Source organism: Sanguibacter suaedae (genome assembly GCF_016342785.1).
GTDB lineage: Bacteria > Actinomycetota > Actinomycetes > Actinomycetales > Cellulomonadaceae > Sanguibacter > Sanguibacter suaedae.
Window position 1 is genome coordinate 3,591 of the sequence record NZ_JAEINH010000019.1, and the last position, 22,181, is coordinate 25,771.

General features: G+C 68.1%; 19 protein-coding genes. 7 read left to right on the forward strand and 12 right to left on the reverse strand.

Features of this window, described 5'->3' with window-relative positions:
* Window positions 1–161: 161 nt before the first annotated feature.
* Window positions 162–1,217 (forward strand): non-homologous end-joining DNA ligase, encoded by a 1,056-nt coding sequence (gene ligD / locus JAV76_RS14320; RefSeq protein ID WP_198734756.1) that lies wholly within the window; start codon window positions 162–164, stop codon window positions 1,215–1,217.
* A gap of 77 nt (window positions 1,218–1,294) precedes the next feature.
* Here ligD and JAV76_RS14325 read toward each other — a convergent pair whose 3' ends face one another.
* From JAV76_RS14325 to JAV76_RS14335, 3 genes are read right to left on the reverse strand one after another with little or no spacing between them, the layout of a single operon-like run.
* Window positions 1,295–2,341 carry an ATP-dependent DNA ligase gene (locus tag JAV76_RS14325; RefSeq protein WP_198734757.1) on the reverse strand — a complete coding sequence of 349 codons (1,047 nt, stop codon included), beginning with the start codon at window positions 2,339–2,341 and terminating at the stop codon, window positions 1,295–1,297.
* Window positions 2,342–2,351: 10 nt separating this feature from the next.
* Complete coding sequence (locus tag JAV76_RS14330; RefSeq protein WP_198734758.1) at window positions 2,352–3,827, reverse strand: SDR family oxidoreductase; 1,476 nt, start codon at window positions 3,825–3,827, stop codon at window positions 2,352–2,354.
* Complete coding sequence (locus JAV76_RS14335; protein ID WP_198734759.1) at window positions 3,824–4,408, reverse strand: arsenate reductase/protein-tyrosine-phosphatase family protein; 585 nt, start codon at window positions 4,406–4,408, stop codon at window positions 3,824–3,826. The genes JAV76_RS14330 and JAV76_RS14335 overlap by 4 nt, the downstream gene beginning before the upstream one ends.
* Before the next feature lie 143 nt (window positions 4,409–4,551).
* Here JAV76_RS14335 and JAV76_RS15310 point away from each other — a divergent pair, with 143 nt between their 5' ends.
* The 3 genes from JAV76_RS15310 to JAV76_RS14350 all read left to right on the forward strand — a co-directional run bounded on the left by JAV76_RS15310 (window position 4,552) and on the right by JAV76_RS14350 (window position 8,508).
* Window positions 4,552–6,495: a DUF4012 domain-containing protein gene (locus tag JAV76_RS15310; RefSeq protein WP_198734760.1), complete on the forward strand. Its 1,944-nt coding sequence runs from the start codon at window positions 4,552–4,554 to the stop codon at window positions 6,493–6,495.
* 23 nt (window positions 6,496–6,518) lie between these two features.
* Window positions 6,519–7,034, forward strand: a complete 516-nt coding sequence (locus JAV76_RS14345; RefSeq protein WP_198734761.1) for a peptidase — start codon at window positions 6,519–6,521, stop codon at window positions 7,032–7,034.
* A gap of 127 nt (window positions 7,035–7,161) precedes the next feature.
* On the forward strand, window positions 7,162–8,508 hold the full coding sequence (locus JAV76_RS14350; protein WP_198734762.1) for a hypothetical protein: 1,347 nt from the start codon (window positions 7,162–7,164) through the stop codon (window positions 8,506–8,508).
* Window positions 8,509–8,945: 437 nt separating this feature from the next.
* On the opposite strand, the gene JAV76_RS14355 is transcribed toward JAV76_RS14350, so the two are convergent.
* Window positions 8,946–10,526, reverse strand: a complete 1,581-nt coding sequence (locus JAV76_RS14355; RefSeq protein ID WP_198734763.1) for a tyrosine-protein kinase domain-containing protein — start codon at window positions 10,524–10,526, stop codon at window positions 8,946–8,948.
* Window positions 10,527–10,651: 125 nt separating this feature from the next.
* Between JAV76_RS14355 and JAV76_RS14360 the strand changes: the two genes are divergently transcribed.
* On the forward strand, window positions 10,652–12,289 hold the full coding sequence (locus tag JAV76_RS14360) for a sugar transferase (protein ID WP_198734764.1): 1,638 nt from the start codon (window positions 10,652–10,654) through the stop codon (window positions 12,287–12,289).
* A 47-nt stretch (window positions 12,290–12,336) separates the two neighbouring features.
* On the opposite strand, the gene JAV76_RS14365 is transcribed toward JAV76_RS14360, so the two are convergent.
* The 7 genes from JAV76_RS14365 to JAV76_RS14395 all read right to left on the reverse strand — a co-directional run bounded on the left by JAV76_RS14365 (window position 12,337) and on the right by JAV76_RS14395 (window position 20,023).
* A complete protein-coding gene (locus JAV76_RS14365) occupies window positions 12,337–13,491 on the reverse strand; it encodes an acyltransferase family protein (RefSeq protein ID WP_198734765.1) in 1,155 nt (384 codons plus the stop codon).
* A 165-nt stretch (window positions 13,492–13,656) separates the two neighbouring features.
* Entirely contained in the window at window positions 13,657–14,937 is a 1,281-nt protein-coding gene (locus JAV76_RS14370; RefSeq protein ID WP_198734766.1) for a lipopolysaccharide biosynthesis protein, read from the reverse strand.
* Window positions 14,938–14,974: 37 nt separating this feature from the next.
* Window positions 14,975–16,213 carry a Coenzyme F420 hydrogenase/dehydrogenase, beta subunit C-terminal domain gene (locus JAV76_RS14375; protein ID WP_198734767.1) on the reverse strand — a complete coding sequence of 413 codons (1,239 nt, stop codon included), beginning with the start codon at window positions 16,211–16,213 and terminating at the stop codon, window positions 14,975–14,977.
* Between the two features lie 18 nt (window positions 16,214–16,231).
* Window positions 16,232–17,428, reverse strand: coding sequence for a polysaccharide pyruvyl transferase family protein (locus tag JAV76_RS14380; protein WP_198734768.1), 1,197 nt, complete (start codon window positions 17,426–17,428; stop codon window positions 16,232–16,234).
* Window positions 17,425–18,372 carry a glycosyltransferase family 2 protein gene (locus JAV76_RS14385; RefSeq protein ID WP_198734769.1) on the reverse strand — a complete coding sequence of 316 codons (948 nt, stop codon included), beginning with the start codon at window positions 18,370–18,372 and terminating at the stop codon, window positions 17,425–17,427. Before JAV76_RS14385 ends, JAV76_RS14380 begins: the two co-directional genes overlap by 4 nt.
* Window positions 18,369–19,232: a glycosyltransferase family 2 protein gene (locus JAV76_RS14390; protein WP_198734770.1), complete on the reverse strand. Its 864-nt coding sequence runs from the start codon at window positions 19,230–19,232 to the stop codon at window positions 18,369–18,371. The genes JAV76_RS14385 and JAV76_RS14390 overlap by 4 nt, the downstream gene beginning before the upstream one ends.
* Complete coding sequence (locus tag JAV76_RS14395) at window positions 19,229–20,023, reverse strand: WecB/TagA/CpsF family glycosyltransferase (protein ID WP_504739193.1); 795 nt, start codon at window positions 20,021–20,023, stop codon at window positions 19,229–19,231. The genes JAV76_RS14390 and JAV76_RS14395 overlap by 4 nt, the downstream gene beginning before the upstream one ends.
* Before the next feature lie 414 nt (window positions 20,024–20,437).
* Here JAV76_RS14395 and JAV76_RS14400 point away from each other — a divergent pair, with 414 nt between their 5' ends.
* Window positions 20,438–21,571, forward strand: coding sequence for an acyltransferase family protein (locus JAV76_RS14400; protein ID WP_198734772.1), 1,134 nt, complete (start codon window positions 20,438–20,440; stop codon window positions 21,569–21,571).
* A 108-nt stretch (window positions 21,572–21,679) separates the two neighbouring features.
* Entirely contained in the window at window positions 21,680–22,009 is a 330-nt protein-coding gene (locus JAV76_RS14405; RefSeq protein WP_198734773.1) for a YtxH domain-containing protein, read from the forward strand.
* Window positions 22,010–22,012: 3 nt separating this feature from the next.
* Here the strand turns inward: JAV76_RS14405 and JAV76_RS14410 are convergent.
* Window positions 22,013–22,181, reverse strand: a 169-nt coding sequence (locus JAV76_RS14410) for an SDR family oxidoreductase (protein ID WP_198734774.1), incomplete at its 5' end; no start/stop codon positions are given.

The following is a 22,181-nucleotide window of genomic DNA, read 5'->3' on the forward strand; positions in this document are numbered from 1 at the left end:
GGGTGGGGGGGTGGGGGGGCGGTGCCCCACCCCCCCCCCCCCCACCCCACCCCCACGCCCCGTGCGCAGGAAGGGTGTGGTGCGCAGGGAGGGTGTGGTGCGCCGGGCGGGCGTGGTGCACCGCACGAGCGGGAGCGCCGTGGGCGGCGTACGTTGAGGCGATGGGGAGCGACGCGACGGTCCTGGAGGTGCCCGGCCCCGACGGCGGGCGTGAGGTGCGGGTCTCGAGCCCTGGGCGGGTGCTGTGGCCCGAGCAGGGCATCACGAAGCTCGACCTCGCGCGGTACCTCGTGGAGGTGGGTGACGCGTTCGTCGCCGCCAACGGGGCCAGGCCCGTGTCGCTGCAACGGTTCCCTGCCGGGGTGGACGGCGAGCAGTTCTTCTCCAAGAACCCCCCGAAGGGTGCGCCGCCCTACGTGCGGTCGGTACCGGTGACGTACCCGAGCGGGCGCTCCCACCCGCAGCTGGTGGTCGACGAGCCGGCGGGTGCGGTGTGGGCGGCGCAGATGAACACCGTGGTGTTCCACCCGTGGGCGTCGCGCGCCGACGCCCCGGACCTGCCCGACCAGGTGCGCATCGACCTGGACCCCCAGCCGGGCACCGACGTCGCGGACGCCGTCCGGGCCGCGCTCGAGCTGCGGTCGGTGCTCGAGGAGGCGGGGCTCGTGGCGTTCGTCAAGACGTCGGGCAACCGGGGCCTGCACGTCTTCGCGCCGGTGGAGCCCACCCACGAGTTCCTGGACGTGCGCCACGCCGTCATCGCGGCGTCCCGGGAGCTCGAGCGCCGCATGCCGGACCAGGTGACGACGGCGTGGTGGAAGGAGGAGCGGGGCGCGCGCATCTTCGCGGACTACAACCAGGCCAACCGGGACCGCACCATGGCCGGGGCGTACAGCCCGCGTGCCCTTCCCCACGCGCCGGTGTCGTGCCCGGTGCGTTGGGACGAGCTCGAGGGCACCGACCCCACGCGGTTCACCGTCCTCACCGTCCCGGACCGGTTGCGTGAGGTGGGGGACCCGTGGGAGGGCATGCACGACGACCCGGGGAGCCTCGACACCCTCCTGCAGTGGTGGGACCGTGACGTCGAGGACGGGCTGGGGGAGCTGCCCTTCCCGCCGGACTTCCCGAAGATGCCGGGCGAACCTCCACGCGTCCAGCCGAGCCGCGCCAGGCACACCGAGCAGGGGACCACGGAGCAGCAGCGCCCCGAGCGATAGGCCGCCGGACAGCCGCGCAGGAGGACGGAGGCGAGACGCGCGACGCCTGCGCCCCCGTGCCGTGCGTGCGTGGAGGTTCAGGCGAGCACGGTGCCCAGGTCGTACGCCGCGGGGACCTCGAGCTGGGCGAACGTGCACGAGCGGGGTTCACGGTCGTCCCGCCACCGCGCCACCTGCACCGTGTGCCGGAACCTCGACCTCTCCATCTGGTCGTACCGCACCTCCACCACACGCTCGGGGCGCAACGGCACGAACGACGTGTCCTTCCCCGAGGAGAACCGCGTCCGCTCCGTGGCCGCCTCCTCCACGGACCCGTCGTCCGCGCGCAGGACCAGCGGCTCCAGCTCCTCGACGAGCTCCAGGCGCCGCGCCGTCGTGAACGCCGACGCCCCACCCACCTTCTGCAGCTCCCCGTCGTCGTCGTACAGCCCCAGGAGCAGCGACCCCACGCCCCGCCCGCTGGTGTGCACCCGGAACCCGAGGACCACGACGTCCGCCGTCCGGTGGTGCTTGGCCTTGAGCATGACGCGCTTGCCGGGGGAGTACACGGCGTCCAGGGGCTTGGCCACGACACCGTCGAGACCCGCCCCCTCGAACTCCACGAACCACCGCCGCGCCACCTCGACGTCGTCGGTGGTCCGCGACAGGTACACCGGCGCCCCCACCCCGTCGAGCAGCCCCTCCAGGGCTGCGCGCCGCTCCCTGAACGGCACGTCGAGCAGCGACTCCTCGCCGCGGGACAGCAGGTCGAACGCGACGAACGACGCCGGCCACTCCCGCGACAGCGTGTCGATGCGGCTCGCCGCAGGGTGGATGCGCTGCGACAGGGCGTCCCAGTCGAGGCGCTCGCGGCCCGCCTCGCCGCGGCGGACGACGATCTCCCCGTCGAGGACGCACGGCCCCGGCAGCAGGCGGGTCATCGCCTCGACGAGCTCGGGGAAGTACCGGGTGAGCATCTTGGACCCGCGCGACCCGATCTCGCACCCGTCGCCCAGGGCGACGACGGCCCGGAACCCGTCCCACTTGGGTTCGTACACGAGACCGCCGGGCACCGCCCCCGGCTCGGGGACGCCGGCCACGGCCTTGGCGAGCATCGGCGACACGGGCAGGCGCACGGCGGTCATCTGGAGCCTCTCAGCGGACCGGCCCGGACGCGGCCCGGGCGATGATGTTCTTGGCCATGGACGGGAAGATCAGGCCGTGGAAAGGCCAGATCGCCCACCAGTAGAGCTTCCCCGCGAGCCCGCGGGGCAGGTAGATGGCCCGTTGGCGGTACACGGTGCCGCCGGTGTCCGACGGCTCCGCGGTGAGCTCGAGCCACGCCCCGCCCGGTACCCGCATCTCCGCGCGCAGCCGCAGCTGGCGGCCACGGTCCAGGTGCTCGACGCGCCACCAGTCGACGACGTCGCCCACGACCAGCCGCGACGCGTTGCGGCGCCCACGGTTGTGTCCCACCCCGCCCAGGAGGGTGTCGGCGACTCCCCGCACCACCCATGCCGCGGGCAACGAGTACCAGCCGTTCTTCCCACCGATGCCCTCGATGACCTCCCACACCCGTTCCGGGGGCACGTCGGTCTCGCGCGAGCGGTCGTCGACGTACACGGTGCGCCCCGCCCACTCCGGGTCGCTGGGCAGCGGCTCCGACGCGGTCCCCGAAGTCGCACCCGTCCAGGAGGTCTCCACCGCACCGTCCTCGATGCGCCCCAACGCGTAGCGCACGGCGGACCGGTAGTCCGTCAACCCACCCTCCGGCAGGGGCACGTAGTCGTCGACGTCCCGCTCCGACGTCACGGCGTCGTGCTGCAAGGACTGCACCAGGGGCACCGCCATGGCGTGCGGGATGGGCGTCATGAGCGCCACCCACCACCCCGCCAGGCGAGGCGCAGGGACGGGCAGCGCGTAGATCTTGCGGTGCGCGAGCCCGGCCTCCCGCGCGTACCCGTACATGAGGGCCGCGTACGTGAGGACCTCCCGCGAGCCGAGGTCGAAGGCCCGGTTCACGTCGTCGGGCACCGTGGGCGCCGCCACGAGGTAGTGCAGCACGTCACGCACCGCGATGGGCTCGATGCGGTTGGTCACCCAGCTGGGCGCCGGCATGAGCGGCAGGTTCTCCGTGAGGTGCCGGATCATCTCGAACGACGCCGACCCCGACCCGATGACCACACCCGCCTGGTACACGACCGCGGGCACGGGCCCGTCGAGCAGGATCTGCCCCACGGCGGCCCGCGACCGCATGTGCGTCGACAGCTCCACGCCCTCCGGGTGCAACCCGCCCATGTACACCACGCGCCGCACACCGGCGGCCGCCGTCGCCTCCACCACGAGCTCCGCCGTGCGACGCTCCGTCGCCTCGAAGTCCCGCCCCGACCCCATCGAGTGCACCAGGTAGTAGAACGTGTGCACGCCCTGCGCCGCCGCGATGGTGTCCTCCACGGACGTCAGGTCGCCCTCGACGACCTCCACGTCGTCCCGCCACGGCACCACCGCCAGCTTCGCCGGGGTCCGCACCAGCACACGCACCCGGTACCCCTCCGCCAGGAGGCGAGGGACCAGACGACCCCCCACGTAACCGGTCGCACCGGTGACCAGGACGAGCGCAGGTTCAGTCATCCCGCGAGCGTATGCGGCTCCGCCCGCACTGTCGCGGCGATCACCTCGACCGCAGGCAGCAGCTGCCCGAACGACTCCGCGTACACCTCGTCCGCCCGACGGTACGGGTCCACCACGTCGTCCTCCTCCGGCGCCACCTGGTGCAACCCCCGCTGCGCCGCGGCCAACGGCAGCAGCGCCGCGAAGCGCTCCGCCGTCGTCCCCTCCGGCAACCCCGCACGCCCCACAGCCCCCGCCAGCCGCGCCAGCTCACGCACCGTGAACGTCCGACGCACCGCCCCCGGGTACATGTCCACCACACGCGACCGGTGCGACCGCGTCAGCACCAGCACCAGCTGCGCCTCCCGCAGCATCCCCTCCGTCAGCTGACGCGCAGCGAAACCCTCCACCGACCCGCCCGCACCCTCGACCAACCCCGCCATCTGCTCAGGCACCGGCGCACCCACCACCGCACCCACACCCGCCGACGACACCACCACACCCGACCCCGGACCCAACCGGTCCACCAGCAGACGCTCCACCGCAGGAGACCGGCAGATGTTCCCCGTGCACACGGCCAGGACACTGAAAGGCACAGACATGACACTCCTCGACGACGACGACGAACCACACCCAGTGTGACCCAACCGGACACAGCGTGGCGTACCTGCGCAACCCCCGCGCACCGCCTATAGAGTGGCCGACGCCAGGACTTCAGGGGGAAGCCCACGGCAGGGGGGAACACGTGGCGCACGAAGGATGGGGTCCCCAGTGGACCGGCGCAGGCACAGCAGGCGCCAAGGGCACGACCAGCACCAGCAGCGAGACCGACACCTCCGACGACGCACGCTCGCGGTCGGGCGGCGGAGGACGGGGGTCCGTACACCACGCCCGTGGCGGGCGCCGTCGCCGGTCGTCGACGTTGCGGCGGGTCCTCGTCGGGGTGGCCGTGGTGGTCCTCGTCGTGGTCCTGTGGTTGGCGTGGTTGGTGTTCGACGCGTTCCGGGCGCGTGAGGCGCTCCTGGATGCGGCGGACCTGGTGTCCGGGCTCCAGGAGGAGGTCGTCGCGGGGGACCGGGACGCGGCGCTCGCGACGTTGGACGAGCTGCAGGACCGCTCCGGCACCGCGCACGGCGCGACGCACGGCCCGCACTGGTCGGTTGCCGGCGTGCTGCCGTGGGTGGGACCCAACGTGGAGGCCGTGCAGGTGGTGAGCGAGGTGGTCGACGCGCTGGCTACGGACGCCCTGCCGGCGTTGCTCGACGCCACCGAGCTGGTGGACCCCACGGCGTTCGTGCTCGACGGGGGTCGCATCGACCTGGAGCCGTTGCAGGACGCCGCGCCGGCGGTCATCGGTGCGGACCGTACGGTGCAGGACTCGGCGCGCAGGCTCGCCGCGGTGGACACCACGGACGTGGTGTCCGAGCTCACGGGTCCGCTGGCCGAGCTGGAGTCGCAGGTGCGCGACGTGGGCAGGACGACGGCGACGGCCGCGAAGGCGGTGCAGGTGCTGCCGTCGATGCTGGGTGCGGAGGAGCCGCGTCAGTACCTGCTGCTGGTGCAGAACAACGCGGAGCCGAGGGCGACCGGGGGAATCCCGGGGTCGGTGGTGCTGCTGAGCGCTGACGACGGTGCCGTCGAGGTCGTGGAGCAGCGGTCCGGTCAGTCGTTGGGGGACCTGCCCGAGCCGGTCCTCGAGCTGTCGGACGGTGAGGCGGCGCTGTTTGGTCCCAAGCTCGTCTCGGACATGCGTGACGTGAACTTCACACCGGACTTCCCGCGGTCGGGGGAGATCGCCCGGGCCATCTGGGAGCAGCAGGTGGGCACGGAGATCGACGGGGTGCTGTCGGTGGACCCGACGGCCCTGGGCCTGGTCCTCGGGGCGACAGGCCCGGTGCCGTTGCCGCCGGGTCCGGTGGCGCAGGCCGCGGGCAGTGTGCTCTCCGCGGAGAACGCGGCCGAGGTCCTCCTCAACACGGTGTACATGACGGTCGAGGACCCGGTGGCGCAGGACGAGTTCTTCGCGGCGACGGCGGCGTCGGTGTTCGCGGCGTTCGTCGGGGGGCAGGGTGCTCCGGCGGAGGCTCTGGACGCGATGGCGGAGGCAGCGCGCCAGGGGCGGCTCATGGTGTGGTCGGCGCACGAGGAGGAGCAGGCGGTCATCGAGGGCACGGTCCTCAGCGGCGAGCTCACGGGCCTCGACGGCGATTCCCCGGTGGTGGGCGTGTACCTCAACGACGGCAGCGCCGCGAAGATGGGTTTCTACCTGTCGTCGTCGGTGGTGGTGGAGGGTGACACGTGCCAGGCGGACGGGTCGCGGTTCATCACGGTGGCGGTGACGCTGACGAACACGGCCCCGGCGGACGCGGCCCTGCTGCCCCCGTATCTCACGGGTGGCGGGGCGGTGGTCCCCCCGGGTGACATCCGCACCAACGTCCTGCTGTACGCCCCGGAGGGCGGCCTGGTGCAGGACGTGCGGGTCACGTCGGGTCAGCCGGGCGTGAACTCGCAGGTGCACGACGGGTTGTCGGTGGTGGGCCGCACGACGCAGCTCGCGCCGGGGGAGAGCGTGACCCTCACGTACGACGTGTCGATGGCCGACGGTCACACGGGCCCGGTCGAGGTGCGGTCGACGCCGCTCGCGGTGAGCCAGATCCAGACGACGGTGGAGAGCGAGGGGTGCTCGTGATGGCGCGACGGTGTGTCCTGGCGGTGACGACGGCTGCCCTGGGGCTCGTGGCACTGCCCACGGTGGCGCTGGCGTACGAGGCGCCGGGTATCGACACGATCGTCACCGACGCGACGCCGATGGTGGGCGAGGAGACGCGTGTGACGATCACGGGTGCCGAGCCGAGCTCGGAGGTGACGTTGACCGTGACGTCCAACCCGGCATCGCTGCCGGTGGACGCGATCGAGGTGGCAGGCACGCGGTCGTTCTCGAAGGCCGCGGACCCGAGCGGGACCGTGGACTTCCGGGTGACGTTCACGGAGTCGGCCGTGTACAACGCGGCGGCGACGGACGCCGCGGGGTCGTTGCTGGGCGACCTGGTGCTCACGGTGTCGACCGTGGACGGTGAGGTGCCGTCGGTCGACGACGGTGGTCTCGCGCTGTCGGGGGCCGAGGTCGCGGGGGTCGTGGCCGGGGCGACGGTGGTGTGCACCATCGGCGTGGGCGTTGTGGTGCTCGTGCGTCGCCGGAGTGCGACACAAAAGCAGGCGGGTCGATGAGACCAATCTTCGAAGATGCGACCCGTGAGAAAGCGCGGAGTAGCGCACTGCTGAGACAGGGGGTCGCCGTGATCTGTTATTTCAGAGTTAGTTCAGGAGACTGGCGAACTGCAGCGGGGATCAGCCAATGTCGATTCTGAAGAAGCGAAAAGGCTCGTTCTCGTCGCGTGACATCGCCGTCGCTTTCGTCACCGGTTGCGGAGCTACGCTGCTGACGGCCGCTGCAGTCAGATCGCCAAGCGTAGTGGTCGCGCTATTAGCCGGATTGTTTCTTGTGGCTTTCGCGTACTTTAGACCCAGGTTCTCGGTCGTCTCATGGTTGTTTCTTGCGTTGATGCTGCCGTCATGGGCAGGCATAGGCGATACGCCTCTTCCGTTGCCGCCAGCTGCGTTGTTGGGCGTTCCGCTTCTCTGTGGCATCGCGTTGAGCCCGCAGCGTCGCCATATGTGTGCGGATTGGCGACCGACACCTGCCGATTGGTCGCTGCTAGCAGGCGTGGCCGGTGTCACGACTCTCCTGCTGTTGGGTCTCATCCCGACGTCAGTTTTCACCAACCTTATTTTTGTCGGCATCGCCGGTTACGGGATCGGGCGCCTTTCAGGTGAGGCGCTGTACCTACCTTTCGCGGTCATGACGTGCCTGGTGGCTGCCTGGGGGATCCTTGAGTTCGCGACCGGAGTGCATCTCTTTGAGTCCGCGAGTTTCATCAGGACCTCAGAGTGGACCGCAATCCAGCACCGCGGTAGCTTTGCGCGCTCGGAGGCGGCACTCGGACATGCCATTGCCTACGGTGCAACGCTCGCTATGGCGCTGCCGTTCGCCCAGCGGTTGCCCCGCTACGCAGGTGTGGCCCAAGGCATACTGGTGGTTGGCATTCTGGTCTCTCTGAGCCGAGGGCCCATGCTCGCGGCAGTCGTGACGTTGTGTGTGGCCGCCTTCGTGTCTCGTGGACGTTCAACCGAGAGGATCAGGAACTTCGTCCTTCTCGCTACAGCAGGTGTCGCTGTCGTCCTCGCTCTTGTCGAGCTCTACTCTGGGGAGTCGTCGAGCGACGAGGTGGTGGGCTCAGGTAATGCGCGGGCGAGACAACTGGACACGGTTCGTGCTTATGTGAGGCTGTCAGGGCCCGCAGGAGAATTTGTACAGACGCCTGAGGGAAACTTCCTTGTGGCGGGGGTTGTGACAATAGACAGCACGCCGCTTCGTTATGCCGTGAACTTTGGGATCCTCATCGCAGTTCTTCTTCTATTCCCGGTAATCGCTGCTTTAGTGTCCGTAGCTGCGAGACGCGCGGGTCCCGCTTGTGTAGCGCTCGTGGGCCAGATTCCGGTTATCGCAGTGACTTCGATGATCACCCAATGGCAAACTCTATTCTATCTAACCGCAGGGATGGCGGTAGCTGAGATTGCCGCGAATCGCGGGGCGCAATCGAACAAGCCAACAGAAGTGGACGTGCCCCAATCGAAGGTGTAGTCGGGCGTAGATTCGTAGGTACAGGGAACATTTAGTCAACCTCGTTGATGGGAATGCTCGAGGAGAAGGCGCATGATGCTCTCGGGCGCTCGAACCTATCTGGGCCTTTGGGTGGGCCAGTTGCACGCGCCGCGACGGTTGCGTCACGTCACGGCGTTCCCGGCGTACTTCTTAGAGGGCGCTCTTGTGCGCGGCTATTCGTGGTGGCAGAAGAAGGGGGGGCAGTGGTGGGTCAAGGCTTCCGGCGGGCATGACCCGATCGAGAAGTCCGATACCTCTTGGAGTAGGGCGCCCCTATGGTGTCTGTTGTCTAGCGTCAGAGTGGACGACCCGAATGTTAGGGCGATTGGAGGAAGGCGTCTCCCGAGCGCCGGTGGACGCCGTCCTGGGGTGCTCCCGAAGATCGCCGAGCGACCGTGGACGGCGCCCTGGAAGGTCTAGTCGTCCAGCGGGCGACCTGGCCATTTGCCGGCTGCTGACGGCTGGCGGTCCTCCAGAAGATCTTCGAGTGCGGCAGTCTCAGGAGCCTCTAGGTGCCCATTCGGGACGCTCGGTGACTTTCGTTGGCCGAGGCCCTCGGGATGTGAAGGGGCTTGGACGCTTTCGTGCTGTTCCCTGCGTCGCGGTGTCTTGTCACGGTTCTTGCTCGTTGATCGTCGCGGGTCATCGGGTTCGAGGGAAGAATAGTCGTAGTAGGCGTACGCCTCGCCCTGTTTGCGTTCGAGGCGATTCAGTACGACGCCGAGAATCCGGGCGCCGACTGTCTCGAGCGATCCCATGGACTCGCCCAGCTGTTGCTTGTTCAGAGTGTCTGACCCAACTACCACGAGGGCACCGCCAGTCAACCGGGCGAGGATCGCTGCATCCGTGACTGGAAGCAGTGGAGCGGTGTCGAGCAGGACGATGTCGTAGGTTTTTGCCAGCTCTTCCAAGAGCGACGCCATCGCCTTGGAGCCGAGAAGCTCGCTCGGATTCGGAGGGATCTGTCCGGAGGGAAGGACGTGCAGGTTGCCGTTTCCCCATGGCTGGACGACGTCCTCGGCGTTCGCTCGACCGATGAGTACTGTGGTCAGGCCGACGTTGCCTTCAAGGCCCATGTACTCTGCCACCGACGGTCTCCGCAGGTCAGCGTCTACGAGCACAACACGGGACCCGGCGTCGGCGAGGGTTATGGCGAGGTTGATCGAGGTGGTGGACTTGCCCTCCCCCGGGAGGGACGAGGTAATCACGATGGTATGAGGTCGGCCCGCGATATCGAGAAATTGAAGGTTCGTCCGGAGTCTCCTGAAGGACTCTGCTCGTTGGCTCTGGGGATGGCTCTGAACGATCAGCGGATGGTCTGGAGCGTCTTGGTCGTATCCGATTGTCGCGATGACTGAGGTGTCAGTCACCTGCTTGACGTCAGCTTCGGTGCGGACACGGGTGTCGAGAACCTCTCGCAGCACGGCGAGGCCTACACCAACAGCCACACCGATGAGGAGACCGAGCGCCATGTTCAGCTTCAGGTTGGGCGAGCTCGCCGTCGTCGGTGGAGTGGCTGACCGCACTGGACTGATCTGGACTGGTGACGGGCCGTCTTCCGGCTTCTCCAGGGCAGTCACCTCGGTCGCGAGAGATTCCGCGGTGGCATTGGCGATATCGCTGGCCAGTTGGGGATCGGGGTGGGAGACACTGATGTTGATCAGGACAGTGTCCAGGGGCGAGTCGGCGGTCATCGCGCGCGCGAGCGCCTCAGGCGTCGTGGGTAGCTCGAGGTGCTCGATGACGGGAATGAGCACTCGAGGACTGGCCACGAGGTCCGTGTACGACTTCACTTGCTTCTGAGTGAAGCTGCTGCCTTGTAGGAGATCAGTTGTCGTCCCGCCGGTCCGGACTGAGACGAAGACCTGCGACCGCGCCTCGTACATCGGGGTCGAGAGGTAGGAGATCACCCCTGCAGCGCCTAGGCAGAGCAGGGTGATAGTCACTATCGAGATCCAACGTTTCCGTAGAATCGATAGATAGGCGTGAAGTTCCACTAGCGATGCTCCCCCTGCTCGATCCGGCTGACTGCGTGTCGATAGAGCAATGTTCTCATGGGTGAGGGATGGGGCGTCTTGCTCGTTCGTGAGGTGCTCCGGGTGAACTTTCTCTAGGGGCTTGCGTGGACGGACCTCTGGGTGTTTGTGCTCGATCGCTGGCGGTTATCGTGGGTACTGCGCCCGTCGCCGCTTCTGGACGAAGAGGTCGGACGGTCGTTCAGGCAAGGGGGAGCTTGATGCAAGAGATGTACGAGTCGGGGAGCAGTACGACGACTGTTGACTGGCCACGACAGCCCGGGGCCGGTGCCTCTGAGCAAGAAGACGGGCTCGCGAGCGGTCCAAGCGGCGTGAGGTGGTGGTCGGCATATGCGGTACGGGTGCTCATCACGGATGCCGCTGCGATCTATGTGGCGGTGTTCATCGCGTACGTCGTCCGTTTCGACGGCTCGGGGACGGCAGTGGTCAGCGGCGATCTCTCTCCCTCGTACCTCGTGGTGTCCATCGTCCTCATGTGGGCGTGGATCGCGTCGCTCGTCGTGGGCAGGACGCAGGACAGGCGCCTGGTGGGCATCGGTCCTGCGGAGTATCAGCGCATCTTCGCCGTCACCTGGCGGCTGTTCGCTGCTGTCGCTGTCGTCGCATATATGTTCCGGATGGAGATCGGACGCGGATACCTGGCGATCGCCCTGCCGCTGGGCCTTCTCCTGATCCTGCTCGGGCGTCTGGGATGGCGCTGGTGGCTCCACAGGAAGTGGGGCGCGGGGGAGATGCAGTCTCGGGTCTTGGTCGTCGGCCATCGTCGAAAAGCGGAGCGGCTCGTGGGTGAGCTAGCTCGCCGATCCGGGGCAGGGTTCGGAGTCGTCGGGGTCTGCCTCCCTCCTGGTGAGGCGGAAGACGGTCTCGTTCGTGGTCTTCCTGTGCTCGGCGAGATGGGGGAGGCGGCGTCCGTCGCGAAGCGGGAGAAGGTCGACGCCGTCACAGTGGTTGGGTCGGACTCTCTCACGTCCGAGACCGTGCGCTCGTTGGGCTGGGAGCTCGAAGGGTCGGGGATCGACCTCGCGCTGACCATGGAGCTCAACGACGTCGCAGGCCCCCGCGTCCTCGTGCAACCGATGAGTGCCCTTCCTCTCGTCTACGTCGACGAACCTCGGTTCTCGGGCCCCAAGTACGTCCTCAAGACCGCGTTCGACTGGCTCTCCACTCTGGCGATCACCCTGATCGTCTCGCCGGTGCTGATCGTCCTAGCCGTCCTGGTGAAACTCTCGAGCCCGGGGCCTGTGATCTTCCGGCAGAAGAGGGTAGGCCTCGACGGCAGCACGTTCGAGATGCTCAAGTTCCGGTCCATGTACCAGGACGCCGAGCAGCGCCTCGAGCAGCTGGTGCACGAGAACGAGGGCAACGACGTCATGTTCAAGATGAAGGACGACCCTCGGGTGACGAGCGTGGGCAAGCGCCTGAGACGGTTCTCGCTCGACGAGCTGCCGCAGCTGTTCAACGTCCTTCGCGGAGACATGAGCCTCGTCGGTCCTCGGCCTCCGCTTCCGCGCGAGGTCGACCAGTACGAGTCCCACGTGCACCGGCGGTTGCTCGTGAAGCCGGGTATCACGGGCCTCTGGCAGGTCAGCGGCCGGTCTGACCTCTCGTGGGACGAGACGGTCCGGCTGGACCTCTACTACACGGAGAACTGGACCTTCTTCGGTGACATCCTGATCCTGCTGAGGACCGTACGGACCGTGCTCAGCTCGAGCGGAGCCTACTGACGAACTGCGGTGCTCTTCTGGGCGTCCCCGTCGACCGTGCAGATCCGCTACGAGAGCGGTGCCCTGGGGGTGGCCTTGCCCCCCTGCTCGGGCGATCGTCCGGTGTCCTCCTGGGTCGGTGGGATCGTCGCCGCCGCGGACGTCGGATTCCTTCGTCGTTCTCGATCGCTCTTGCCGTGCGCTCGCGCAGTGGGTCGCTGCCCGAGGAAGAGCCAGCTGACGACGGACAGCCGGCCGAGGGTCTTCTCGAAGAGGAGGGGAAGGCCGATCCCCGCGGCCAAGCACAGCACGAAGGTCGCGAGGGTCGACTCCACGCCGATCCTCTCGAGGAGGATCCGGGTGCCGGCCGCCCCGAAGACATGGAGCAGGTAGATCCCGAATGCGAAGTTCCCGATATAGGCCAGCGGCGTCCACGCGAGGTGTGAGCGCACGGTGGTGAGCAGCATCGCCCCGGACATCCCGACAGCAGTTCCGATCGCCCTGCCGACCATGGGGGGACTCTCCCACGAGAGGAGGATCCCTGAGAGGGCGAGCGCGTAGGAGAGGACGAAGACCCCTGCGCACGTGCCGACCACCGCGGAGCCGTGGCGCGACAGCGCTCTGGCGTGACGATGGACGCCGTATCCGAGGATGAAGAACGGGAGCAGTCGGAGCGCCCCGTTGATGCTGAAGAGGTTTGCCGACTCGGCCAGCCGGACGGCGATTCCTACCACAGTGGATGCTGCGAGCGTCATGGCCCACCGGGCGGGTGTCCTATTCCACCCGAGAAGATCGAGGGTGCCGACGGTGACGAAGACGAGGAAGATCGCCTGCACGAACCACAGGTGCTCGTACCCGAAGAAGAAGATCTGCCAGTAGTCCGAGGGATCGGGTTTGCTGTTGGTACCCGGCGTGAAGAGCTGTACGAGGAAGTAGACCGTTCCGACCGTCACCATCGGCACCAGCAGCCGTCGGACCTTGCCCCGCATCAGGCTCCGTCCACCGGCTGCGTCGCCCACCGGCCGGTACGCGTAGACGAAGCCAGAGATGAATGCGAAGAGCGGCATCCTCAGGTCTTCCAGCGCGAGGTAAGAGAAACGCCAGAAGCTGCTGTCAGGCACCTGCAGGCCTCTGTCGGGCGTTGCACCGACGACGTGTCCCGCCACCATGAGCACGATCGCAATACCCCGCAGCGACTCGATGCCCGCGTCCTTGTTCCTCATAGCCCTCCCCGCTCTGAGCGCCCACTGACCGCGCACCGTTCTAGGACAGCTGGTGGGCAGGAGCTTCTCTTTGGTTACGTCGTTCGGCCGTGCGCCGTGCGAGTCTTGTTCTGGTCGTCGACGGGATGAGCCGCCTTACCTGTGTCGCCTATGACCTGACCGTGATCAGCCCTTCCTCAACCTCCGGACGAAGTGCCCGAAGTCTGCCGGCCTCGGAGCGATGTGCCACGGAGAGACTCCGAGGGAGCGGACCAGCAGGACCAGGAGGCAGACGTACGCGATCGACGATGCGGTGGCTGCGCCGATGGCGCCCCATGCCGGACCCAGGACGAGCAACCCAACCATTCCGATGGTGAGCGCGACGACCTGCGCCACGGTCATGCGTATGCCCTTCGCGTCAGCTGCCAGCGCCATGGACGCGACATAGGCCGAGAGCATCGCCGCGCTCCCCACGAGCGACACGAGCGTCACCGGGATCGAGTCGCGGAATGCTTCACCGAAGATGATCGGTATACCGATCCACGAAGCGACAGCGACCAGTGGGATCGTCGCGATGGCTGCAGCCAGGCCGCTGCGAAGCGACTCCGCTTGCAACTTCGCCCGTTCCTTCCCCTCCGCCTGCGCGATCGGCGTGAAGTATGCGGCCCCGAGCGCGTGCCCCAGCGCGAGCGGCGCGGCGGCGATCGTCGCCGCGACGGAGTAGAGACCCGTCTGGTAGGCACCGATGAGCGGGAGAGCCACAACCTGGTCGAGTTTGTTGGTGGCCGCCTCTGCGAGGGCGCCCCCGAAGAACTTCATGCCGGCCCGGGTCAACCCTCGAAGCGAGTCCTTCGGTCCCGTGAACGACACCCGGACGAGGCTCATCCCCAGAGCGAAGGTCGCGAACGACCCGACGAGATGAGACCCGAGCACGGTGCCCACGGTTGCCAGACCTAGCGCCCAGACCGTAACGACGCAGGCCAGGTAGACGAACGGTTGGGCGACCTGGAGGAGGAATACAGAACCATAGCGTCGGTGAGCGACGAGCAGACTGATGTCCAGCGCCCAGTGTGCCGACAGAGGCGTGAGCAGCAGGCCGACCGCCGCGACCACCCGGGCTTGGGGGCTGAACTCGGCGAACACCGTGGCGTATGCGGCCCACGCAAGAAGAGCTGCAGGCACGGTAGAGGCGAGGACGATGCGACGCGCGGCGCGCATCACAGCCTGGCCGTCGGACGTGGCAGCCCTCCGCCGCACCTCCAGAGGTAGGCCGACAGCGAGCAGAACAGGAACGATGACGAAGAGCGCCAAGGCTGCTGCTGTCTCTCCGCGTCCACTCGGCCCGATGGCCCGGGCGACGATGGGAGCCGTTCCCAGGCTCAGTACGGTGGCGGTGAGCCGACTGACGAGCAGGAGGGATGGTGACGACCCGTCTGTGAGGAACGCCCAGAGGTTGTTCCGTCTCACAACGCTCCTGCGATGTGATGATCGGTCGCCGGAGCAGTCATCGCCTGAGCCCCGTCGTCCGCGTGAACATTCCGATCGCGGCTTTCGCGCTCGCGGGGATGTTCCAGATCATGTGTCCGACGAGCCCGTAGCCCGTGTAGCGAGGAACGGCCTTCCCGGCGGCGAACCGCCCGGCGAGGCGCCCGGCGAGGGTGCGCCTCCGAGCGTTCTGGAGTGGCTGGATCCTGGCGACCTCGTCGAGGTCGACGGGGGAGACGGTGAGCACACCTGCGGCGATCGCGCCCTGGACGAGGGCGGCGCCCCGCTCCGTCCGCGCGATGATGACGGAGTTCCCCTCGGCGTCGTCGAACACGGGGAAGCCGCGTTCGTCGGCGCTCCAGAAGTCGCCGACGGCGACATCCGCGTCCTCTCCGGTGCCGTCCACGCAGAGCTTGCACCGCGTCTGGAGAGCGCGGCCCAAGCGCTGACCCCAGGACTGCTGGTACGACTTGGTGCGGGTCTCGCCGTCATGAGAGGTAATGGTGAAGTTCCCGGGCCATCCGTTGCCCCGGTACCGGAGCGATGCGACGTCCTCGGCGGGGATCCCGAGCTCCTCGCACAGGGCGTCGGTGGCCGACTGGCTCGGTGTTCCCGCGCAGAAGAAGCTCAGGAGGATCGGTGACTCCTGCTCCCTGCCCGTGGCTCTGAAGTACCGGCGTGTGCCGGAGGCCTCGCACGGCTTGCAGACCATCGGGGTGTCCTCGCCGGCTGCGAGAGTGTTGCTCACCGGTGCGTACCTGGACCCGGCGGAGGCGAGGGCCTCCTCGCGCGTCGTGATGCGCACCGGCACGGTCCGCGTCGGCGTCGCCGTCCCCGACGCGCTGCCCCGGACCTCCGCGGCTCGCCCGGACGTGACGAGCCATGCGGCGAGAGCGGTGAGGACCCCGCCGCTCGACCCGGCCTCGCGGACCTCGTCGTCGGACGCAGCACCCTGCCAGACCTCCACGGAGCGGCCGAAGATCGGGTGCGTGGTTCCCGCCGCCGAGCGCGGTGCACGAATGGCTCTGCCCGGGCAGGTCGACAGGAAGAGCTCGGCCTCCTGCGCGTCCTGGTCGTCGTCACGCGGCACGATCGGTGACGCATCCACCCGGGGGCGCAGGAACCCTGCGTCGTCGAGCCCCATCGTGATGCGGTCCGACACCAGCGGGCACACGCCGCACCCGGAGCAGTTGTCGTTGTCCACCACGCGTGCGACCGCGCGCTCGAGCGCGGTCGTCCTGCGGTCAGGCGCGGTCATCGTTCGTCTCCAGACCAGTCATGCGGATCGTGCACCACCGGCGGCCGAGGGGATCGTCCGGCCGGCGCTGAGCGCTCGGGCGAGCGCTGTGACGGCGGGCTCGAGCTCGCGCTCGGCTGCTTCGCCCACCTGCGTGACGTCCTCGCTCATCCGTGCGGAAGCCTGCGGATCGAGGATCAGCGCGAGCGTCTGGCCTGCAGCGTCGCCGCCGTCGCGCAGATCGACGAGGTAGGACCAGCCGAGGCGTGCCATGAGGGGCGCGAACTTCCGGGAGTACGCCCACGGCACTGCCGGGACGCCCTGGGACAGAGCGTTGAGGCACGCGTGCATCCGGGCGCCCACCGCGACCTGCGCCGAGGCCAGGACCTGACGTGCCTCGGCGAGGCTCTCCGGGACCACCGTCCGCACACCGGAGTCGGCCCCGAGAAGCTCGACGAGGGCACGCGAGGCGTCGACGTCGTCGTTGCCGCTCGGGCTGTGGACGACGTGGGGGAGGAGGGTGACCTCACGTCCGGCCTCGAGGAGGCCGCGGACGAGAGTCACGACCTGCTGGCGGTAGTACTCGCAGTCGACGTGGTCGCTCGCGAACCACAGCAGACCTGAGACGTTGACGACGACGTCGTGGCCCGTACCGGGGGACTCCCGGGGCAGGAGGAACACGACGTCCGTGGTGGTCGCGTCCACCGCTCGCCCGAGCTGCTCCTCGGCGTAGCGTGCACTCTTGTCGTCGCGAGCGATCGCGCACACGGCCTGCCGGGCGGACCGGCGACCGAGTGCTCTCCCGATCCTCGTGTCGAACGGACCGAAGGTCTGCGGCGCCATGACCAACGGGACGCGCAACCGCCGTGCCACGTGGTGCGCGTAGGCGATGAAAAGCAGGCGCTTGAGACCGTAGATGTCGGTGAAGCTGTCCCCGGCGCCGGTGTCGACGAGCACGTCGTACCGGCGGACCTTCGACTTGATGGGACCGTGACGCCTGCCCAGGTCCTTGAGGATCGACCGGGTGCCGAAGGACACGTCCGAGTCGCCCGGACCGAAGTCCTGGAAGTCGACGGTCACAGGTCGGTCGCCGAGGGAGCGCCGGAGGAGCTGCGCGTTGCCCTGGGCCAGGACCCTGAGACCGAGGTTGGCGGCACGGTTGTCCGACCAGAGGATCAGCGCCTTGAGGTCGCTCTCGGATGAGGTGTGCACGGTGTCCGTCCTGTCAGTCGTCATGCGGTGGTCCTCTCCTTCACTGCGCGGAGAGATCCTTGGTCGAGGGGCGGTGTCTCGCGGAACCCTGACCTGATCCAGCGGCGGAGCGCCCACCGCTCCGCCGCACGGACCTGGGGCGACGTGGTACCGCCACGTCGGGCCGTTCGTTTGATGGCGCTCACCAGGAACATGTCGGCGAGGGCGAGGGCCGCTCCGGCGCGACCTAGGCGTCTGTACGCGACCCGCGCCGTCCCGTCCGTCTTGCACGCCGACACGAGGGAGGAGACGTTGGTGCCGGACTGCCCCCCGAGGTGCGTGACGCTGATGCCGGGGAGGAACCACAGGGGGATCTGAGCCTGCCGCGCCCGGTCCGTCATGTCGCGGTCCTCCGCGTAGAGGAAGAACGTGCTGTCGAACGGACCGTCGAGCTGTTCCGCGACGGTGCGTTCCATCCCGAGGAAGGCACCCGGGGCCTTCGCGAAACGCGGCAGCAATCGTGTGGTGGGACCGTCCAGGCGCTCGCGGCACAGGTACTCGGCGATCTTCCTGCCGGGCGAGAAGGTCCAGTTCTCGTAGGGCGCGTAGTCGAACTCCCCGTCGCCCGTCAGGAGCCGGGGGACGAGGATTCCGCACCCGGGGATCAGGTGACCGTAGAAGTCGCGCAGGGCGTCGTCGTCCGGGAGACAGTCGGGGTTCACGAGCACGACGTGCTGACCGTCGCCGGCGGCGAGCCCGAGCTTCATCCCTCGGGCGAAGCCGACGTTCCCGTGCCCGGACAGGACTCGCACTCCCGGAGGTGTCGTCTCCTCGGGGAACCTGGTGTCGTCGTTGACGACGACGTACACGGCCGCCGGGCGCCCGGCCTCGCGGCAGGTCCGCAGGAGAGCCGACGACAGATCGATGATGGTCTCTCGCTCGTTGTGGTAGGCGACGATGACGAAGTCGACGCTCCCCGGAGCCGTCACGTGGCCGTCCCGTACGTCGCGCGGACCCAGCTGATCGGCCGTCTGCTCGCCTCGCGGAGCTTGTCCCGCTGTTCGCGCGCGTGCGCCTCACGGATGCTCGCGTCGTACGGACCGTCACCGGCCCTGGCGTATCCGTAGACCATGGCGACGGACCCGACGAGGTAGGGCTTGCGGAAGATGTACCGGAGGGCGTGGAGTGCGAAGTACGGCGTCCAGTACCCCGTCCAACGACAGACCCTTCCGTTGCGGCGCCTACCGTGCACGAGCCCTTGGCTCGCGCCGATCGCGCGCCGGACGGTGAAGGGCAGGTCCTTGCGGACCGCGACCGAGAGACCTGCCTGCTTGATGGCGAGCTCGTCGACGACGTCGAACCCGACGGCGCGGGGCACCGCGGCGAGTGCGTCGTACCCGGCGCGCGAGTAGAGCTTCACGGGTCCCGGGACGTGGATGGTCTGCTCGCGGTCCTGGTTCCCCATGAGGATGCCGCCCACCAGTCCGACGCCCGGGTCGCTCGCGAGAAGGGCGACGGCACGGCCGAGGTAGTCGGGCGGGAGGTTCACGTCCGCGTCGAGCTTCATGATGGAGGCTGCGTCGGGCATCTGCTCGAGTGCGGCGTCGACACCGTGCTGCCAGGCGGTGAAGGCCGATCCGCCGATGAGCTTCCCCTGGTTGCTGCGCGACACCACCCGCGTCTCGAAGGGGAGGGACCCCGGGTGCACCAGTGATGCGCCATCATCCGTGCTGCCGTCGTCGACGACGACCCACAGATCCGGGTGACGGTTCGACTCCGCGAGCTGACGGGCGAGGACCCCTATGTTGGAGGCCTCGTTGTGAATGGGGGTCACGATCACGAGGTTCATGCGGTGCGTCTCCTGTTCTGACGGAGGAGCGGCAAGAGGATTCGGGCGTCCTTCCAGTAGCGGGGGACAAGCCGTGCAGGCTCCTGCGCTGCTCGATGGGCCCACTCGAGACCCATCTTCTGGATGGCGGAGGGCGCACGTGTCGCCGTCCCCGCGCTGAAGTTGATGGACATACCCAGGCAGAGGATCTGGCCCTGGCCCGGACGCGTGGCGAGCTCGCTGGCGACCTGTTCCTGCTTGGGTGCTCCGAGGCCGATGACGGCGATGCCCCCGTCAGCCTCCGAGGCGACCCGGTCGAGGAGAGCGTCGCGCGAGGTCGGGTCCGCGAGCTCCTCGCGGGAGGCGGGCTCGTGGTGGACCGACCACCCGCGTGAAGTCACGTCCTGGAGGAGCGAGGCGAGGTTCTCGTTCTCGTCCCCGCCCACGAGGACGAGAGGACGTCCCGCGCCGGGCGACCGCACGAGACGGTCGAAGAGGTCGGACCCCGTCACCCGCTCGACCGGACCGCCCGTCGCTCTCTCGGCGAGTTTCGCGACGGGCCAGCCGTCGGCCAGGCTGACGTCAGCCCGCGCGTAGAGGGGGGCCAGGTCCGGGTTCTCGTGGACGATCTGCAGAAGGTGCAGGTTGGGCGTGACGAGCGTCTCCCACGTGCTTGGTCGGTGCTCGAGGATGTGGTCGAGCACTTCGTCGAGCGATCGTACGTCGATGGGGATCCTCTCGGTTCCTACCGCCAACCAGACGCGCCCTGCCGAACTTCCCTGGTCAGGGCTCAGTTGTGCTGCTCTCTTCACGTGCTCCCCCTGCTCGGTCCTGCATCGATCCTCGACGGTTACTCGACCATAGGTCCGGTGAAAGCCCGCTCGCGCCGATCACAGGAACGTCGAGCCGTGGTTCCGACGAAAGCCAGCCACCTGAGGCTACGTCGAACCGCCTCAAGCGGAAACCGTGGTGCGAGAAACATCGCGTTCTTGCCGGTCACGTAATTCTGACCGCCGGTATTGAAGCGTTCAATCATTCGACCGCGCCTCATGCCCATGATCGTTGCACGGGCGATTGTCGTCCCGACGCAACTCCTATCATAGGCAAGGATCCTGCGCGGCCCTGGTCCAGAGACATCGTGTCTCGGGTGTCACCGCTCTGCCCTGGCGAGACAGCAGGAAAGGTATGCTTCGGCAGACGGCCACATTCGATTGCCGGGGGGCGCAATGATCGAGCAGACGGTACCGGTGAATGCTGCCAACCGCTTCGCGCACATCGACGCGATGCGTGCATTGGCGGTGGGACTAGTGGTCATCGCCCACGCCGGCCTGGGCCACATCGTGCCGGGCGGCAGCGGAGTGACGATCTTCTTCGCGATCTCCGGGTTCATCATCACTCTGCTGGTTCTCAAGGAGTGGGATCGCACTGAGGGATTCAGCGTCAGCTCCTTCTACTTCCGCAGGTTGGTGAAGATCGCACCGCCCTTCGTGCTCGCGGTTGTGGCACCGACGCTCGTGTACGCCATCTGGAACCCGGTCAGCTGGCGGGACGTGTTGGCGCAGGTCTTCTTCGTCTTCAACTGGACGGCGACCGATGGAACCAAGAGTGGGGTGCTCCCTGGGTCGGGCGTCGTCTGGAGCCTGGCGATCGAAGAGCAGTTCTACCTCGTCTTCGCCCTCGTGTGGGTCTGCCTCGCGAGATCCCGGCGCGCGCCGTGGGTACTGGCGATCGTCGCCCTCCTGATCGCCCTGATCTCCTCTGGACTGCGGGTCTACCTCACGGTCGCTGGCGTGGAGACGGCACGCATCTATTACGGCTCTGACACTCGGATGGAGGGCATCGCGCTGGGCGTCCTCGCCGCCGTGTACTACTTCCGTAGCCCCCGAGGGGCTATTCCTATGGATCGTGTTCGCCGCGCGCTCGCGAGCGACTGGGCACTCGTGGCTGGCGGAGTCGTCTTCGTCCTGACCCTCTTGGTGAGGTCTCCGGAGTTCCGCGACACGCTCCGGTACACCCTGCAGGCGCTCGTCGCCTGCGTCGTCATCCTCTACGGGCTCCTGCCGGGGGATTCCGTGGTGCGCCGGACCTTCTACCGCTTCTGCTCCAGCCGCTTCGTGTCCCTCGTGGGTCTGGCCAGCTACAGCATCTATCTGGTGCACCTCTCTCTCATCTACGCCCTCGAGCCGTACCTCGCCGAGCTTCCCTGGTTTCTGAGGTTCGGTGTGTCCGTGGTCGTCGGCGTCGGTGCCGGGATCGCGATGTACAAGGTGGTCGAGGTCCCTGTGCACAGGTGGCGGACCGAGCGTGACGCCACCCGCACCCGGCTCCGAGGGGTCAAGGTCGAGCAGAGCGTGCCCTAGCGCGGTCGTTCGGCATGTGCCGCGCGCCAAGGCCCCGACGCCCGCCGCGCGCCTCACCCGACCTGGGCATACGCTCGTCCTCTCAAGCACTTCGAGACGGGAGACTCCATGAAGGGCAAAGCAGCGTTCATCGTCGGGACGGGTGTCGGGTACGTGCTCGGTACGCGTGCGGGCCGGCGTCAGTTCGAGGTCATCAAGGGACGCGCCAAGGGCTTGTGGGAGAGCGAGTCCGTGCAGTCGACGGTGAGCTCCATCCAGGACCGTGCCACGGAGGTCGCCAAGGACCAGGGTGCGGTGCTCAAGGACAAGGTCACCGAGGCCGTGAAGAACGTGTCGTCCAAGGACTCCTCGGGCAGCGACCAGTCGGCACCGGCGGGTGCCGTGGACCCCACCACCACGGAGCCGTGGTCCACGGACTCCGGTGTCGGCCGGTCCTGACCCTCAGGGGGTGCGCCAGTCCTCGCCCTCGAGGTGAGAACCGGCCATCGGCCCCATCTGCAGCATCCCGCCGTCCACCGCCCATGAAGCACCGGTGACGTAGGCGGCGTCCGGGGAGCACAGGAACCGGACCACCGCAGAGATCTCACGGGCGTCGCCCCGGCGGACCACA

Bases quoted from the DNA above. Each gene is read 5' to 3' on its own strand.
- JAV76_RS14400 (WP_198734772.1), top strand. From the start codon at position 20,438: ATGATCGAGCAGACGGTACCGGTGAATGCTGCCAACCGCTTCGCGCAC.
- JAV76_RS14380 (WP_198734768.1), bottom strand. From the start codon at position 17,428: ATGACGACTGACAGGACGGACACCGTGCACACCTCATCCGAGAGCGAC.
- JAV76_RS14390 (WP_198734770.1), bottom strand. From the start codon at position 19,232: ATGAACCTCGTGATCGTGACCCCCATTCACAACGAGGCCTCCAACATA.
- JAV76_RS14365 (WP_198734765.1), bottom strand. From the start codon at position 13,491: ATGAGGAACAAGGACGCGGGCATCGAGTCGCTGCGGGGTATTGCGATC.
- JAV76_RS14350 (WP_198734762.1), top strand. From the start codon at position 7,162: ATGTCGATTCTGAAGAAGCGAAAAGGCTCGTTCTCGTCGCGTGACATC.
- ligD (WP_198734756.1), top strand. From the start codon at position 162: ATGGGGAGCGACGCGACGGTCCTGGAGGTGCCCGGCCCCGACGGCGGG.
- JAV76_RS14330 (WP_198734758.1), bottom strand. From the start codon at position 3,827: ATGACTGAACCTGCGCTCGTCCTGGTCACCGGTGCGACCGGTTACGTG.
- JAV76_RS14325 (WP_198734757.1), bottom strand. From the start codon at position 2,341: ATGACCGCCGTGCGCCTGCCCGTGTCGCCGATGCTCGCCAAGGCCGTG.
- JAV76_RS14375 (WP_198734767.1), bottom strand. From the start codon at position 16,213: ATGACCGCGCCTGACCGCAGGACGACCGCGCTCGAGCGCGCGGTCGCA.
- JAV76_RS14405 (WP_198734773.1), top strand. From the start codon at position 21,680: ATGAAGGGCAAAGCAGCGTTCATCGTCGGGACGGGTGTCGGGTACGTG.
- JAV76_RS14335 (WP_198734759.1), bottom strand. From the start codon at position 4,408: ATGTCTGTGCCTTTCAGTGTCCTGGCCGTGTGCACGGGGAACATCTGC.